At 50.7% G+C, this 15,401-nt stretch carries 14 protein-coding genes; 4 read left to right on the top strand and 10 right to left on the bottom strand.

The genetic code is table 11. The annotated features are described in order from the left end of the window. The first annotated feature begins 61 nt into the window (after positions 1 to 61). On the top strand, positions 62 to 1,300 hold the full coding sequence (locus tag WH37_RS02890) for an NAD(P)/FAD-dependent oxidoreductase (protein ID WP_046229065.1): 1,239 nt from the start codon (positions 62 to 64) through the stop codon (positions 1,298 to 1,300). 140 nt (positions 1,301 to 1,440) lie between these two features. On the opposite strand, the gene WH37_RS02885 is transcribed toward WH37_RS02890, so the two are convergent. Further along, positions 1,441 to 1,980: a general stress protein gene (locus tag WH37_RS02885; protein WP_046229064.1), complete on the bottom strand. Its 540-nt coding sequence runs from the start codon at positions 1,978 to 1,980 to the stop codon at positions 1,441 to 1,443. 204 nt (positions 1,981 to 2,184) lie between these two features. Here WH37_RS02885 and WH37_RS33285 point away from each other — a divergent pair, with 204 nt between their 5' ends. Continuing rightward, positions 2,185 to 3,429 (top strand): magnesium transporter CorA family protein, encoded by a 1,245-nt coding sequence (locus WH37_RS33285; protein WP_052736767.1) that lies wholly within the window; start codon positions 2,185 to 2,187, stop codon positions 3,427 to 3,429. A gap of 107 nt (positions 3,430 to 3,536) precedes the next feature. Here WH37_RS33285 and WH37_RS02875 read toward each other — a convergent pair whose 3' ends face one another. Further along, a complete protein-coding gene (locus WH37_RS02875; protein WP_046229063.1) occupies positions 3,537 to 4,517 on the bottom strand; it encodes a Gfo/Idh/MocA family protein in 981 nt (326 codons plus the stop codon). 219 nt (positions 4,518 to 4,736) lie between these two features. Between WH37_RS02875 and WH37_RS02870 the strand changes: the two genes are divergently transcribed. Next, on the top strand, positions 4,737 to 5,552 hold the full coding sequence (locus WH37_RS02870) for a lipase family protein (RefSeq protein WP_046229062.1): 816 nt from the start codon (positions 4,737 to 4,739) through the stop codon (positions 5,550 to 5,552). 73 nt (positions 5,553 to 5,625) lie between these two features. On the opposite strand, the gene trhA is transcribed toward WH37_RS02870, so the two are convergent. From trhA to efeO, 8 genes are all read right to left on the bottom strand, one after another. Beyond that, entirely contained in the window at positions 5,626 to 6,270 is a 645-nt protein-coding gene (trhA, locus tag WH37_RS02865) for a PAQR family membrane homeostasis protein TrhA (protein WP_046229061.1), read from the bottom strand. A 69-nt stretch (positions 6,271 to 6,339) separates the two neighbouring features. Continuing rightward, positions 6,340 to 7,041, bottom strand: coding sequence for a hypothetical protein (locus tag WH37_RS02860; protein WP_046229060.1), 702 nt, complete (start codon positions 7,039 to 7,041; stop codon positions 6,340 to 6,342). Positions 7,042 to 7,278: 237 nt separating this feature from the next. After that, positions 7,279 to 7,479 carry a hypothetical protein gene (locus tag WH37_RS02855; RefSeq protein WP_046229059.1) on the bottom strand — a complete coding sequence of 67 codons (201 nt, stop codon included), beginning with the start codon at positions 7,477 to 7,479 and terminating at the stop codon, positions 7,279 to 7,281. A gap of 16 nt (positions 7,480 to 7,495) precedes the next feature. After that, positions 7,496 to 8,422: a TRM11 family SAM-dependent methyltransferase gene (locus tag WH37_RS02850; protein WP_046229058.1), complete on the bottom strand. Its 927-nt coding sequence runs from the start codon at positions 8,420 to 8,422 to the stop codon at positions 7,496 to 7,498. Beyond that, on the bottom strand, positions 8,422 to 8,763 hold the full coding sequence (locus WH37_RS02845; protein ID WP_231594096.1) for a LapA family protein: 342 nt from the start codon (positions 8,761 to 8,763) through the stop codon (positions 8,422 to 8,424). Before WH37_RS02845 ends, WH37_RS02850 begins: the two co-directional genes overlap by 1 nt. Before the next feature lie 136 nt (positions 8,764 to 8,899). Then, positions 8,900 to 10,684: an FTR1 family iron permease gene (locus tag WH37_RS02840; protein WP_046229056.1), complete on the bottom strand. Its 1,785-nt coding sequence runs from the start codon at positions 10,682 to 10,684 to the stop codon at positions 8,900 to 8,902. 21 nt (positions 10,685 to 10,705) lie between these two features. Continuing rightward, positions 10,706 to 12,034, bottom strand: coding sequence for an iron uptake transporter deferrochelatase/peroxidase subunit (efeB, locus tag WH37_RS02835; protein WP_082110631.1), 1,329 nt, complete (start codon positions 12,032 to 12,034; stop codon positions 10,706 to 10,708). Positions 12,035 to 12,038: 4 nt separating this feature from the next. Then, complete coding sequence (gene efeO / locus WH37_RS02830) at positions 12,039 to 12,941, bottom strand: iron uptake system protein EfeO (RefSeq protein ID WP_046229055.1); 903 nt, start codon at positions 12,939 to 12,941, stop codon at positions 12,039 to 12,041. Positions 12,942 to 13,159: 218 nt separating this feature from the next. Here efeO and WH37_RS02825 point away from each other — a divergent pair, with 218 nt between their 5' ends. Continuing rightward, positions 13,160 to 15,283 carry a sensor domain-containing protein gene (locus tag WH37_RS02825; protein ID WP_052736766.1) on the top strand — a complete coding sequence of 708 codons (2,124 nt, stop codon included), beginning with the start codon at positions 13,160 to 13,162 and terminating at the stop codon, positions 15,281 to 15,283. Positions 15,284 to 15,401: the final 118 nt, after the last annotated feature.

The following is a 15,401-nucleotide window of genomic DNA, read 5'->3' as shown; positions in this document are numbered from 1 at the left end:
TAGATGTGTAATGGTTTCTAATAGCCCCATTTAAATTCAAATGAACAGGAGCTGTATCCTGATGAAGGAGCTGCATACAGGCAGTCTGTTTTGGCCTACTACCTTAAATTCCCCAGCAGAATATCCCCGTATTACCTCAAACAAAAAAGTGAAGGTTGCCATCGTCGGCGGCGGTATGTCGGGCATCATTTGCGGCTATATTTTGACGCAAAGCGGCATCGATGCTGCGATGCTCGAACGGGAAAGCGTGGCAAGCGGCAGTACGTCGGCCAGCACGGGCTTGCTTCAGTATTCCAATGATATTATGCTGTGCAAGCTCGCTGACCAAATCGGCGAATACGATGCTGCACGATTCTATCGCGGCTGCTTGGATGCTGTCAGGCAGCTTGGGGAAGTCGCGGCTGCTCTCCCCGTAGATGTCAACTTCATTCCAAGAAGCAGCCTGTATTATGCGACCTCCGAGCAGGATTTGCCGATACTGCGGAAGGAATATGAGCTGCTGCGCAAACATGGGTTTGACGTTAGCTTCTTGGAAGCGGACGATATTTCTCGTCAGTTTCCCTTCCGCAAGCCGGGTGCCATTATGGCGCAAGGAGATGCCGAGGTCAATCCATTCCAGTTCGTGCAGGGCGTCTCTACCGCTGCGGCGAAAGCCGGGCTGCAAATTTATGAGCATACCGACATCGTAAAGCATGAACAAAGTGCAGATGGCAGACAGATTCTCTGGACTGCCGACGGCTTTGAAATCGAGGCCGAGCATGTGATTTTCGCCATTGGCTATGAGCCTGAGGAGCTGCGTGGACAACTGGTTAAAGCCGATATTAACCGCTCCTTTGCCGCCGTTACCGGTGTTCAGGATGAAGCTAAGCTGCGGGCCAATTGGCCCGGGCATTGCCTCATTTGGGAAACGGCGCGTCCTTATTTATACTTGCGAACGACGATAGATGGCCGCATCGTCGTTGGAGGGCTGGACGAAATGAGAGAAGCACCGATAGAGAGCGAGAAGCTAAGACGCAAGCGAACCGATAAGCTGCTGGAGAAAATAACGGCATTGTTCCCGATGCTGGATCAGCCGCTGGAATTTGAATGGAGCGCTACATTCGGCGAATCAAATGATAATTTGCCCTTTATTGGGGTTGATCCCAAAATGTCCGGCGTCTACTATTGCCTAGGCTACGGCGGCAATGGCACCGTCTACAGTATGATGGCTGCTAATATGCTGCGGGATATGATTAATGGCGAGGAGCATCCGCTCGCCAGCATCGTGCGCCTTGACCGCCCTTCTTTATTAAAGATATAGGCAAGCATCATAGCCATTTCCAGCGCTATATATAAAGGGAAGGGCTCCGCCGATCGGCGAAGCCCTTCCCTTTATATATAGCGTAAACCCTGTAGTGGTTTAAATTCACTCATTCATTCATTCATTCATTTGTATAGCTTCTAAAGGTCGGCAATATGCTCCGCTCCTTGGCTGCGAAACACAGATTCTGCTACTGCGAGCCGCGCCAGCTTCGGTCCGCCCTCTTTGTCCATCATCGTGTGGCTTTCATCCGTCTCGACGACGACGATGATGTGCCCTTCGCGAATCGCATCGCGGCTTTCTTCCTCGGCGTTATCCAGTCCAAGCACCCTGAGCGCATGATTAATGCCGTCGTCATCCGATCTGAGATTAGTTGCCAGTAAGCCGTCCGTTGTCAAAGGCACCGCGCCCCAGCCGCTAGCTCCGGTCATGCCAGTCGTAGGGATCGCGGCTGCCGCAGCAATTGTCGTCCCCTCATTCGCCGCAAGGCTTCCTTTTGTCCGGGCCAGTTCCATAACCTCATCGGCATGCACATCGGTTTCCGCTTCGATTCGGCGGGAATGCTCGCCGTCCTTGGCAATGATTTGAAGCTCTCCAGGCACGAATCCGGCTTGCTCCAATGCGGTAATCGTATCAATCACTTCTTGTTCCGTCTTGAAAATCCCCAGCTTTTTAGCCATTCGAATCTCCTCCTGAACCTGATTGTGAGTACAAAAGCCCGCTGATTACGGCAAATGATGCGTGCGTCTTATTTTAGCTGGCTTCGTTCAAGCGCTCTTAGAATAGTTATACCCTCAGCGGCAATGAATCAATCGCTTTCTTGCAGATTCGCCGCCCGGTTGTTGTACAACAAACACTTTCAAGGTATGATGGAAGGAAGTGAAATGGAAATCGGACAAGCAGGGGGCAAGGCGATGATTCATCGGGTGCTTCGCTATCCCGCGCAGTGGGATTGGCAAATGCTGCAGCTCGAAAGGCAGCATGCGGAGTTAGGGCAGAAATTGCCCAAACGCAAGGACAACAGAAAAAATAATGAAAGCTTCCTTGCTGCGCAGCCATACCCTGTTCAAGCGGGAAGCGGTGCCGATTCGCAAAAGCTGGAGGCGAAGCTGCTGCTTCCTGAATGCGCCTCCTGGCTTGAGGAATGCGACGGACGAACGACGAATCAAATTACAGTTGCCCCGGCAACTGAGCATGGCCCGCTTGTGCATGGCACATTGATGATTCAGATTTCGGATGTGCATACGGATATTCAGCCGTTCCACTTTTGGGTATCCGGTAACCGGCTTGTGACGATGCATGAGGATATGCGGCTAGCCATCCGCTTTCAGGCAGATGATGTGACAAGCAGGCTTGAAACTTGTGACACCGCTCCAGAAGCCTTGCTTGTTATGCTCGGCGTTATATTAGGCCCTTTTCACGAAGGGTTGGACGGTTTTGAGAAACGGCTCGGCGATCTTGAAAATAATATGCGCAGTGCCAATCGTACCGGTCTGATGGACGTCATCATTGAAAGACGGTATGACTTGCTGCATTGGAGCCATCTGTTTACGCCCGCTCGTGAGCTTCATGGCTCGGTGAAGGAAGCTTTTCTCGATGGGATTATGGAAAGTGATGCCTACAAGCGTATTACACACAAGCTGGATCGAATTGATACGCTGCTCAAGCATTATTCACTGGAGATTGATACGCTCATTTCAATGGACGATGCGATCTCAAACTTCCGTGGCAATGATATTATGAAGACGCTGACGATTTTCACCGTGATTTTCACTCCAGCCACGGTCATTTCCGCCCTTTGGGGCGTGAATTTGGAGCCGCTGCCTTGGGACAAAACATGGTGGGGCTTTACGATTCTTTGCGCCTGCATTATCGGCATTACCGTATTCCTTTATGTGTGGCTGTGGAAAAAAGGCTGGACTGGCGATATGCTGATTGGCCGAGGCGGGTCAGGCAAATCGGTCGCCTCTCGTTCTGACCGCTACAGCCGCAAGAAGCATAAGGATGCTCTGAAGGAGGAAGACAGCGGGCAACGCTCTTCTTCGGAGCGCACCTCATCTGCCAAGACAGCCTCGCAGGAGCAGGCTGTGCCCGCAGCCAAGCCTTTGACTAGGTCACGCCGCCTGTAGCTAGACATCTTTTAAAATGAAATAAGCCCCTCCATTGCTCGCGATTACGGCGAATATGGAGGGGCTTTGTTTATTTAAAGCATAGCTTCATATCTTCAACAAGCGGCTTATAAATACGAAGGCAAACGAACGGGGAGTCCCGATTTTGCCGATTGGTTGGCTGCAACTGTAATTTCTTGTGTGCGCAATGCGTCCGCATAAGTAGAGCGAATGAGCGAAGTATCGCCAGTGCGAACGGCATGCAGAAAGGCTTCATTTTCAAGCTGATAAGGATCGCGCTTATTTACGTACTCCGTTTTGCGGCTTGATTCGATATCGATGAGCCCGTGATGCCCAAGCTCCAACACACCTTTATCCGTATAAATGTGCAGTCCCGCACGGTCCCCGGCGCTAATGGCACATGTATTGCTGATGGAAGCAACTACGCCACTCGCCAGCTTAAAGGTAGCTGTTCCGATATCAGGAACCTCAACCCCATCTTCCTTGCCCGCCATAATCCGGTCGCCATACGCCGCATAAACCTCCGTCACTTCACCCAGCAAATAACGCAGCAAATCGACAATATGCGTCGTCTGCTCGACAAACTGCCCGCCGGAGCCTTCCATTTTTCTCCACCAGCCAACACCTGGCATACCGCCCATCCAGTTTCCGATAGCCATTGCAGCCAGCCTGCCCTCCAGCAGTTCTTTCGCTTTATCCGCGCTTTCCATATAGCGGAAATGGTAGCCGACTGATGTAATTAGGCCACTGGCCTGTACCGCTTGTCCGATAGCTGCCGGTGTTTCGATATCGACACCAAGCGGTTTTTCGACAAGAAACGGAATTTCGCGCTTCACCAGCTCGTTTTCAATCTCTCCATGGGCAAACGGAGGAACACAAATATAGACTGCGTCCAGCTTCCGGTCATCGAGCATATCGGAAACGTTTTCATAACCGCGTGCATCTGTAAACGGCTTCGCTGCATCGTCTGCCTTCTGCTTGCTTGTAGCCACAAATGCCGCCATGTTGACGCCTTCCATACGCGCCAGCTTTTCTGCATGCATACGTCCAAACCAACCTGTACCGATAACACCAATCTGCAAAGTCATGTGCAAGCTCCCCTCGTAAAACGATTTCCTGTTATTATAACGTCGCAAGCTCGCTTACGTCCAATGTAACTTTGCTAAATTTATTTGCTAGGGCTTGGCCCAAGCGGTTGCCGGTACGCCCAGCCTTTCATATGCTACAACATCAGCTTCCCGCTTGCGAGCGGCAATTAGGCAGAAACTTCTCGCGCAGAGGCGCAACATGGAGCGGAGGTCGGGCCAATGGCAACTTTTAAAAAAAATAGCCGGGAGTCGCAGCAGCTGGACACTCGGACGGCTTTATTTTTAGCCGCGGTATGCAGTCAAACGTATTTGCAATTTACAAATCCAAGCGGGCTGTTTCTCGTGCCGCGCAATTATACGCTGGTCGGAACGTTCAATGCCCAAGCATACGACCAGACGGAGGAAGCTTTCGGCTTCCTGCTGACATCGGAGCAGTCCGCCGTGCTTGCTTTCCGCGGCTCGGGCTCCGCCGTCGATTGGGTATCGGATTTTATTGCTCAGCAAACGCCCTATCGTCCTGTGAAAAATGGCGGTTATACGCATAAGGGCTTCACCGATATTTATATGTCTGCGCGCGATCAAGTTTTGGCGCTTATGGAGCAGCTCCCCCCTGATAAGCCTTTGTTTATAACGGGGCATAGTTTAGGCGGTGCTTTGGCTACGCTTGCAGCTGCCGATATTGCCGCGAATACTGATATAAAATCTCCGATTGTTTATACGTTCGGGGCACCGCGGGTCGGCGACCCTAAATTTGTGCGCAATTACAACAATATTGTCGGTACCCATTGGCGTTTTCAGAACGAATACGATATCGTCCCCCATCTCCCTACCCTCGTCTATCAATCACCACAAACGAAAAAAACGTATTATTACTTGCATGTAAAGGGCGAGGTCAAGCGCTCATTCAAGCTTGGCTCGGTTGCTGCCAATCATGTGCTGCCGAGCTATTTTAACGATCTATATGTCGAGGAACCAATCTTCGCGCTGGCCATCTGTTCAGAGCCGCCTGGCTGGTGCCCGCTGCTTACGCAGTAGAAGGTCAAAAAAGCTTGGCAGCAGACAGATGCGGTCGCATCCGTCTATTGCCAAGCTTCTTTGAACGTTTAGTTTATGACGGCAGCATATATAGCAGAATCGCAAAGAAATGCAGCACAGACCCGCCAAGCACGAACATATGCCATACCGCATGATGATAAGGAAACGCCCGCCACATATAAAATACGGTTCCCACTGTGTAGAGCAGCCCGCCTGTAATGAGCAGCTGCAGGCCTCCAGGCGCCAAATGGCTCGTAAGTGGTTTCCAGGCAAAGACGATTAGCCAGCCCATAGCCAAATACACGATAGTCGAGGTAAACAAAAACTTCGAAGCAAAAAAAGCTTTAAATACGACACCAACTAGTGCAAAGCCCCAGACGATGCCGAAGAGAACCCAGCCTAACGTCCCCTGCACAATATGAAGCAGTATGGGCGTATACGTCCCACCAATAAATACATAAATACAGGAATGGTCCAGCGATTCAAAAACGCGCTTCGCCTTGCCCTCTGGAAAACTGTGCACGAGTGTCGATGCGGCGTAAAGCAGCAGCATTGCTGTTCCGTAAATCGTAAAGCTGACCACATGAGAAGCTGTACCCTTCTCCACTGCAAATACGATTAAAATAACGAGCGCAGCAACGCTAAGCGCAGCTCCAACGCCATGCGTGATGGCATTGGCTATTTCCTCGCGCTTGGAATACGTATGCGTGTTTGCCATTTTGGCACCTCCGTTTCAACCACTGGGTATCGTGAGCCCTTAAGCCCGCTCTACTTACAGTGTAGAACATCAGTGCCAGTCTTTCAACCACAGCTGCAAGCGCTCGATCGTTTTATCCAAGTTGCAGATCGCATCTTGATCGCGGAACGCCTCCTGATGGCGGAAATAATGAGCATGCCCGCCAATGACATGGATAGGCTCAACCTTGCCTGGCGCATGCTTCATCCGCTGCCACTGCGGCACGCCGGAAGCGCTTCGCGCCCAACCGCCCCAACTGCCGATCCGGCTTATCGGATCATTAAGCTTGCCAGCCTCGTTCACAGAATACAAATAACAGACTTTATCCTTCAGCTGCGGCGCAATATGATTACGCGGCGAACCGACCTGTAGGACACGAAAATTGCTCATGAGATTGCGCTCCATCAGCATTTTCGCTGCTTGGTAAGCTGCTGCGCCTCCACCGCTATGTCCAATGAACAAGGAAGGCTCATCAGCGCTCATCAGCTTCTCCTTTACTTGGCGGTAAGCAATTTGCCCACCGATGCGTCCAGCCGCAATAAAGCTGGTTAAATCGCTGCCCACCTCAAGCACCTGACGAAACAGACTGCGGCTGCTGTCTCCATAAGGATGCAAAATATGAATGCGCGGCTCTACGCCCGATTCGCGAAGTAATTGATCAAGCTTGTCCCGACAAGCGTTAAAGGCACTTTTAGTCGTAGCCACACCTGCCAGCAAAAATACGTTAACGGCTCCTCCACCAGCTGCCAGCATGCTTCTCCCTCCATTGCAAAGAAATATGGTATAGGTACATTATGCGGGAAGAAGCGTGGATTCATTCCTGCATCGGCCACTTAAAAATAATCCAAATTTGAGCCAAACGTAAACGAAGTTGCCGTCCTTTGAAGGCAATGCCCGTTTTATTAAAAAATAAGCCTCCCGCTACGCTGCACATTCCCAGCATAGCAAAAGGCTATTCAGACAATTAGGCATCACCCAGCTGAAAGCTGACTACACACCCATCTTTTTGCGTTGATTGTTAACCTTCTTTGTGTTCTGGCTCTTCATTTGCTGCGTGTTTGTTGAAAAGCCGCCTTGTGCGAAGCCATCCGCTTTACCTTGCTTCTTCTGTGCCAGCAATTGCTTTGCTTTCTCTGCTTGAGTCAGCTTCTTTGGCTGCTCCTGTACTTCCTTGTTCTCCACGTCCGACATATTATCACCTCGCTTTTTATTTAACCAACGTAATAAATCTTGTAAACGCACCCTTATGCAGTTCGCAGCGATCCATCAGGCTAAATCCGGATGCTGAAAGCTGCGTTTCAATCGGCTCCGTCGTCACCACTACTGCAAGGTCAGCAAGCCGTCTTACACTTTCCAGCATATCAAGCTGCTCGCCAATCGGCAAGACCGAACATAAATTATATGGCAGATCTACGATTGCCGCATCATAATGCCCTTCGAGCTCACGCATATCACCGAGAGAGACGAGGTCCTTGCTGTAGCCAAAATGCGCAAGATTGACCCTTGCGCCCCGCACGGCAAGCGGATTGCGATCAACACCGCGAATGTTGATTCCCATCGACAGCGCCTCAATCAGCACAGTGCCCATGCCGCAGCATGGATCGATAACCTTTAACGCCTCGCCTGCCGGCCCCGCGGCAATGTTGACTACCGCTCTGGCCACTCTCGTACCAAGTGCTGTTGAATAATTTTGCGGCTTCTGCCGATGGGCAAGCCAGACCGCACTTGCTTCCACACAGTCGCCAAACCAATAACGCTGCTGCCAAAAAGTAATGCCTAGCAGACGCTCCGGCTGCCGCATGTCCGCTACTCCAATTAATGATGCGCCGACGGAACGTTCTAGTCCGCGCTGCTCTTCATAGCTGTATGGAGCGTCCGCCACTGTGCAAAGCACCTTGAACGTCGCTCCATTCAAATCTACAAGCGGCAGCTGCTCCAGCAGCTCCGGCAAACTTGCGCCTGAAAGGGCGAGTTCTACGCGACGCTTCAGAAATGGACTGCGGCTCGGATGAACGCGATGCTCGCTCACGACAAAACCATCGCTTAACGGAGCATCCAGCAGACGGCCCAGCTCCAGACGGCATAGCTCCAATTCCTCTTCATGACAGCTGTAGCTGTATAAATAGCGAGTCATTAGTGGTCTACTAACGTCCGTGCCTGAGGAGCAGCAACCTCATCGATGCTGAATGGCTTCAGCTCCGGCTTTGCGTTTTTTTCCATCTCAGCTGTTAATTCATTCACTTGTTTATTTAGCAGCTTAACCTGGCGCTGCAAGCGGAATACACGCACCATTCCAAATAATCCAATAACTAATCCGCCTAGGAGCGTAGAGGCGAGAATGACGAGGATGAGCGGAATTTGAGTCTTCGCAAACATAAAATTAACTTGCACCGAATTGACATTAATTACAGCGAACAGCGCAATAACGAATGCAAACAGCAGTGCGGATATAAGCATCGTCTGAGTTTTCATCATTTTCTCCACCTTTATCTGGGTTGCTATTAGTTTATCATATTCCCTATTAAACCAATAGCCAGAACGCCAAACAGCAAACGGATGCCCACCTCAAGGGCAAGCATCCGCTTTAAGTTGTTCCCTAAACAGCTTTCTGCTAAGCTTTTCTTCTCACCTGCTGCCACACGAACATTACGATAATGACCAGCAATACCGCAAGCTGCGTAAGCGCCGTCTCCAGCGTCGGATAAAAGCCGAGGAAGCCAATGGTAGACAGCTCGCTTACCGCATGCGTTGGCAGCCATGCAGCAACCTGCAGGGAGTGAATGCTTTCTCCCATAAAACGGAACACCAAATAATAAATGAGCACCGATGCCACAATGAAAAAGGGCCGAATGGGCAGCTTCGTGCTGTAGCGAATAATGACGAATGCAATCGCCACGAGCAGCAGAAACGTTACCCCAATACCTAAAATCATTTGGAACGGGTCAATGGAAGGTGCCATGCCGACATAAAATATCGTCGTTTCCGCCCCTTCCCGCATAATCGCGAGCGCTGACACAGCAAACAGGGACCACAGACTGCCTCGCGCAATGGCACTGCCCATCTTGTTGTCAATATAGCTGTTCCAGCTGCGCATATTCGCTTTGCTGTGCAGCCAGTTTCCGACGGTTATCATCAAGATGACAGAGACAAGACCGGCGATACCCTCAATCGCTTCACGCGCACTGCCAGCAGCCGCTTGAGCAATCGCATAAGTGAGCAGAACAGCCATAACAGCGCTCAGCAGCAGGCCGACCCAGACGCCAGACCATACCCATATGCGCTTTGACTCATTGCCCGATTTTTTCAAATAAGCGAGTAATGCTGCAAGTACGAGAATCGCCTCAAGCCCCTCCCGGAGCAATATCATTCCAGCGTCCCAAGCGGTATAACGCGTTTCCTCCACCATCGGGGCGAGTATTTCCCTGATTTCGGCGATTACCACTTGCGCTTTATCCGGAACTGGCGGATTGGAGAGCAGATAGCCCGATACGGCCGTCATTTGAATTTCGATTTTCGTATAGGCATCAGCAGAACGAATCTGCACCTGCCCCTCGACCGACGGCCATTTTGAAATAAAGGCCTGCATTTGGCCATCAGCTTCATTCAAATTGCCTGCGGTTATGTCTTTAGCCGCTTTATCAACAATCGCAATGAGGTCCGCAATGCCCAGTTTTTCCGCTGGCACAGAAGCCGCATCGATTTTGCCTGCCATATAATCATTAAGCAGCTGAATCATCGCATTCGTTTCCGCCTCGGCTTGCTCCGCGCGCGGCGGCTCGGCCTGCAGCGCAATCCGGATCATGCTCATTGCCGTCTCCAGCTTGCCATAAACGGTGAAATTGTCCGATCGGATAGCGGGTTCAATCGTCAGCCAATTATCATTAATCGACTTATAATCAGCACTCGCACTCGCCCATTGCTCCCCTTGGATTTCGTTCAACAGCTTCGTTGCCATTGGCAGCAGCAGCTTCGCAGCTTCCTTGCCGGTTAGCTTAGATTGATCGTCCTTCTGGACGCTTTTTACATATTTATTAATCGCCTTCGCTAGCTCGGATAAGGAAGCTTTCGCCTCATCCGGCTTGCTGTTGCCTTCATCCAACAGCACCATTGCATGGGCCAGCGCGGAATCGACATCGGCGGATAAATCTGATTTTTTCACGTTTAGCTGCTTCCAACGTTCATTTGCTTCTTTAATATGGCCGGATGCCTGCCCCCAGTCGCTCTGGCTTGCCGCCGCAAGTGCTCCGCCAACAAGCGGAAGCAGCTTATCCAAATCGCTGGATGTTTCTGCAAAAGCTGGCCTCACGCCAAAAGCTCCTGTAACCATGGCTGCCAAAATAATGAAAATGCCGAACCATTTCCACACTATGCTGTGACGTCTGCTACCTAAAACCATCTGCCGCTTCCCCTCTCCCTGCTACAATAACGTCTCTCCAATATAGCCGCCCTCGCTAACGCCAGGGAAACAAGCAAACACGGCGCTGCCCGTATGCACAATATATTCATTCAGCTTGTCCATCCGGCTCAGCTTGGTCTGCATCGGAATAAACTGCTTGCTCGTATCGCGGTTATAACAAATGAACAGCAGCCCGGCGTCGAGCTGTCCCGTCCGATTGTCGAGACCGCTGGAGTAGGAGTATGAGCGGCGCAATATTTTCAAAGAACCGTCCCCTCTAGCCAGTGCCAGATGCGAGTTAGCTGGAATGATCGGCTTGCCGTTCTCATCCTTTTTATTCACATCGACTGTATCAAACTCCTTCAAGCTGCCTATTGGAGCACCGCTTTCCCGGTGGCGGCCGAAGGTTGCCTCCTGGTCAGATAGCGTGGAGCGATCCCACACCTCTACCCGCATGCGAATTCTTCTGACGACCATATAGCTTCCGCCCGCCATCCACGGCACGCCGTCATCAGCAGAAGCCCAAACGTTTTGCTTCATTTGCGTTTCATCGCTCGTATCCGGGTTCGCGGTCCCATCCTTGAAACCCATCAAGTTGCGCGGTGTTGCACCCTGCTTATCAGCGCCAGAGGTGCGTTGAAAGCCTTCCGTCGTCCAGCGAAGCACCGCTTTGCCTCGTGCGATCCGCGTCAAATTGCGAATGGCATGGAAAGCGACCTGCATATCGTTTGCACATACCTGCACGCCAATATCGCCACCGCACCATTCCGGCTGCAGCTCATCGCCGCCAAATGCCGGAAGCTCCTCAAGAGACGAAGGTTTCTTGCCTGACAAGCCGAAGCGCCCATCAAAAAAGCTCGGCCCTACGCCGAATGTAATCGTTGTTTTGGAAGGCGACAGCCCTGCGGCTTCACCCGTATCGGATGGCGGCAGGTTTAAATTGTTATTGTCCGTGCCAATCATCGTTCCTTGCGTCATGGCAGCCGAAGCGGCTGTCCACGCTTGAAACAAGGTGCGCACATCATTTATTGAAGCAGCTGTCAGATCAAAAGCGGCAAATAATATAAAATCCTGTGACGGTGTCGCAATTCCTGCCTGATGGACGCCATAAAACGGCAGCACATCTCCACTTGCTCCTGCCCCTGTAGCTGCCGTTGTTGCAACGGCCAGGCTTTTATTCGCCGCCTGCATGATGCCGCCTACGCCAGTCGCACCAATCAGCAAACCAGCCCCACCAACACCCATGAGCCGCAGTAAATCTCTGCGGCTCATCGATTTTTCCAGCACGCTGTCGCCAGCCTGCTTCTGATTATGCTTCTGTTTGTCGTCGTTGTTAGTAGTAGAACTCATGACATTAAGCCCCCAAAATTTTGCCCATTTGTGAAAGCGGTTCTGCCAAAGCGTCGAGCAGCTGACTCAGCTTCTTCGTATCTTCTTCTTTCAAATCCAGGTAAGATTTATAGCCATCGCCAGCTTTATAATCAGCAAGCGCATCATCAAGGTTTTTGAAGCTTGTGCCAATTAATGCTTCCAGCTCAGCATCATGCTTGTTCAACTGCGGCTTAAGCAGCTCATAAATTTTCTCTGCACCTTCTACGTTCGCAACAAAATCATACAAGTCGGTATGCGAATAACGCTCTTCCTCGCCGGTAACTTTAGAGGAGGATACTTCGTTCAGCAGCTCAACGGCCCCCGTAACGAGCAGGCTCGGCTCGATTTCAACCGTCTCCATCAGCGCGCGAAGCAGCTTGATGTCCTCGAGCAGCGTGTCGGCATAACCCTCAGCACCTTTTGTTGTATTTTCTTCCCACAAAATTTTCTCGATACGGTGGAAGCCTCTCCATTCCTTCTCGTCGACATCATTTTCACGGGCATCAATATGCGGGTCAAAATCGCCCAGCGCCTCAGCAATCGGCTCGATTCTTTCAAAATACATTCTTGATGGCGCATACAACTGCTTCGCCGCCCTGATATCGCCAGCTTTAACGGCTTTGACGAATTTTTCGGTTTCAATAACGAGCGAATCCGCCTCTTTAATCGTGAAGGCGCGATATTCATCAAGAACAGGCTGCCATTCCGCTTCTGTGGCAGGCGCTACTGTAACGGCTGGCGATTCCGACGCTGCTGGTGATTCTGTATTCGTTGCTGTCGCTGCCGCAGTGTCTGTTTTTGTATTAGTAGCAGTATCCGACCCGCAAGCAGAAAGAAATAATAAGCTTGCACAAGATAATGAAATTGCGATCAACTTCCAGTTCATTCGATTTTCCCCTTTAAGTATCCACGTCATGTGAATGTATTCTATTGCGAAGTATATTCCCATTGAGAATCATTGTCAATTATATTTTTATGGCAATGGTGGCACTCCTCCTTGCTTCATTTCCTACTGGCAGCCAGCAGGCGGGAAACCGTTGACAATTATTCTCATCGAACATAACATAAACGTAAATGAACCTCATGAGGAAGTGTCAACAGCCCTTGTCTATCACCCAACATATTGCAAAAACAATCTATCAGCCTGGTATCGGCAAGCTTATAAGACCGATTAGCAAGCTGCTATTTAATCATATGAATGAAGGAATCGTCATTTATCATACAGATGGACAGCTCGTCATGAGCAACCACGTAGCCGAAAAATACGGGTTCCTCGCTACAGCTGCGGCTAAGAACAGCATTTACCCGCTTTATTTTAAAATAAACGGGGCTATGCCCCTCCCTTCCGAACAGCAGCCCCTGAACCGTTTGCTGCAGGGGGAACAGGATATTGTCCAGGAGCTGTGGCTGAAGCCAGGAGAAGGAAAGGCTGGCAGCATCGTCCGAATCGTCGGCAAGGCCCTTCACTCCTTTAGAGGAACGCCGCTCGGCTTCATGCTTGTCGTCCACGATATTACGCTCAGCAAATGGCATGAGAAGCGGCTTGAGGTAAGCGAGCAGCGCTTTAAATCGCTTTTTGAACATAATCCAGATATGGTTCTGTGGTTTGATTTGAAGGGGAAGCTGCTCAGCGTCAATTCAGCCATTGAAAAAGTCACTGGCCATTCAGCCTCCGAGCTTATCGGCCGATCGGTTGGTGAATTGATAAACGATGGGGAGGCTTGGCAGCTACAGCACCTGTTGGAGAAAGTCCATGAAGGACGAACCATTCATCAAGAAACGTCTATTACAAATAAAACGGGCGAGCTTGTTTATTTGCATGCGACGGTCATTCCCATTATTGTCGAGGAGCAGCTCGCCGGCTTCTACATCGTGGCCCAAAATGTGACCACGCAAAAACAAGCGATGGAGACGATTTCCCGCATCGCTTATTTTGATTCCTTGACGGGCTTGCCGAACCGTCATTCGTTTTTTGAGACGCTGACCGCAACTTTGGCGCAATGCAGCACATGTATGGACAGGCAATTCGCTGTGCTTTTCGTCGACTTGGATCGCTTTAAGCTCATTAATGATACGCTTGGCCACCGGGCTGGCGATTTTTTGCTGGAGCAAACGGCACTCCGCATGCGCAAATGCATTGGGAACAACGGCACGATAGCCCGGCTCAGCGGCGATGAGTTTATTATTTTGCTGACCAAAGCTGGGGCCCAAGAGGCAGAACAGCTGGCAGGAAAAATACTTGACGAAATCGCCATTCCCATCGTCTACGACAACAATCGACTGCTCTCAACCGCAAGTATTGGCATTAGCTTATATCCCGACCATGGCACATCCTCTGAGCAGTTGATTCAGTTTGCTGATATCGCCATGTACCGGGTAAAGGAGCAGGGGAAAAACAACTATCTCTTTTTCACCTCCGAAATGAATGAATCGATCGTTCGCCGTACGACGATGGAGAAGCAACTCGCGATTGCTTTGGAGCAGGAGCAGCTGACGCTGTTCTATCAGCCGCAGGTTGAGGCGAGCACGGGGAAAATCGCTGGCTTCGAGGCGCTTGTGCGCTGGAATATGCCGGAGCGGGGACTCATCTCCCCTTTGGAGTTTATCCCGCTGGCTGAGGAGACAGGCATGATTATCCAGCTTGGCGAATGGGTGCTGCGCAGAGCCTGTGAGCAGCATAAGCGCTGGATAGATGAAGGACTTATGCCGGTAATCATTGCGGTCAATATTTCAATGAAGCAATTCGAGGATGACAGCCTGTTTGAAACGATCCGGCATATTTTAATCGAAACCAAGCTGCCTCCTGATTTGCTGGAGCTAGAAATTACTGAAAGCATCGGCCTGCAAGGTGCCGATCAGGTCATTAACAAGCTGAATCGGCTCAAGACGCTTGGCGTACGCATTGCAATTGATGATTTTGGAACAGGCTACAGCTCGCTGCACTATTTGCAAAAGCTGCCGATCGATACACTTAAAATCGACAAGTCCTTTATTCGCGATATGATCAGCGTCACGCCTGATATTTCGATCGTCCATTCCATTATCCGTCTTGCCCACAGCCTCCAGCTTGATGTTTTGGCCGAAGGAGTCGAGGTCGTCTCGCAGCTAGAAATGTTGGCTGCGCTCAAATGCGAGCGGCTGCAAGGCTATCTGTTCTCGCGTCCGATCCCGGCGGAAGAGGCACGTGCGCTGCTGCTTCGGCAAAAGCTGGATGAACATTATCGCTGACTCCAAGGTGAAACGGCTGTCGCCGTCCTTTGGCGGCAAAGCTACCGTTTCGTGATGAAATATAAGCCGTTTATAAGGGTGAAACTTATAAAGTCTTATATTTTAAATAGAAAAAGCC

It is taken from the genome of Paenibacillus algorifonticola (assembly GCF_000971975.1).
Classification (GTDB): domain Bacteria; phylum Bacillota; class Bacilli; order Paenibacillales; family Paenibacillaceae; genus Pristimantibacillus; species Pristimantibacillus algorifonticola.
The sequence above is the reverse complement of the archived record's forward strand: the minus strand, read 5'-3'. Positions and strand labels throughout refer to the sequence as shown.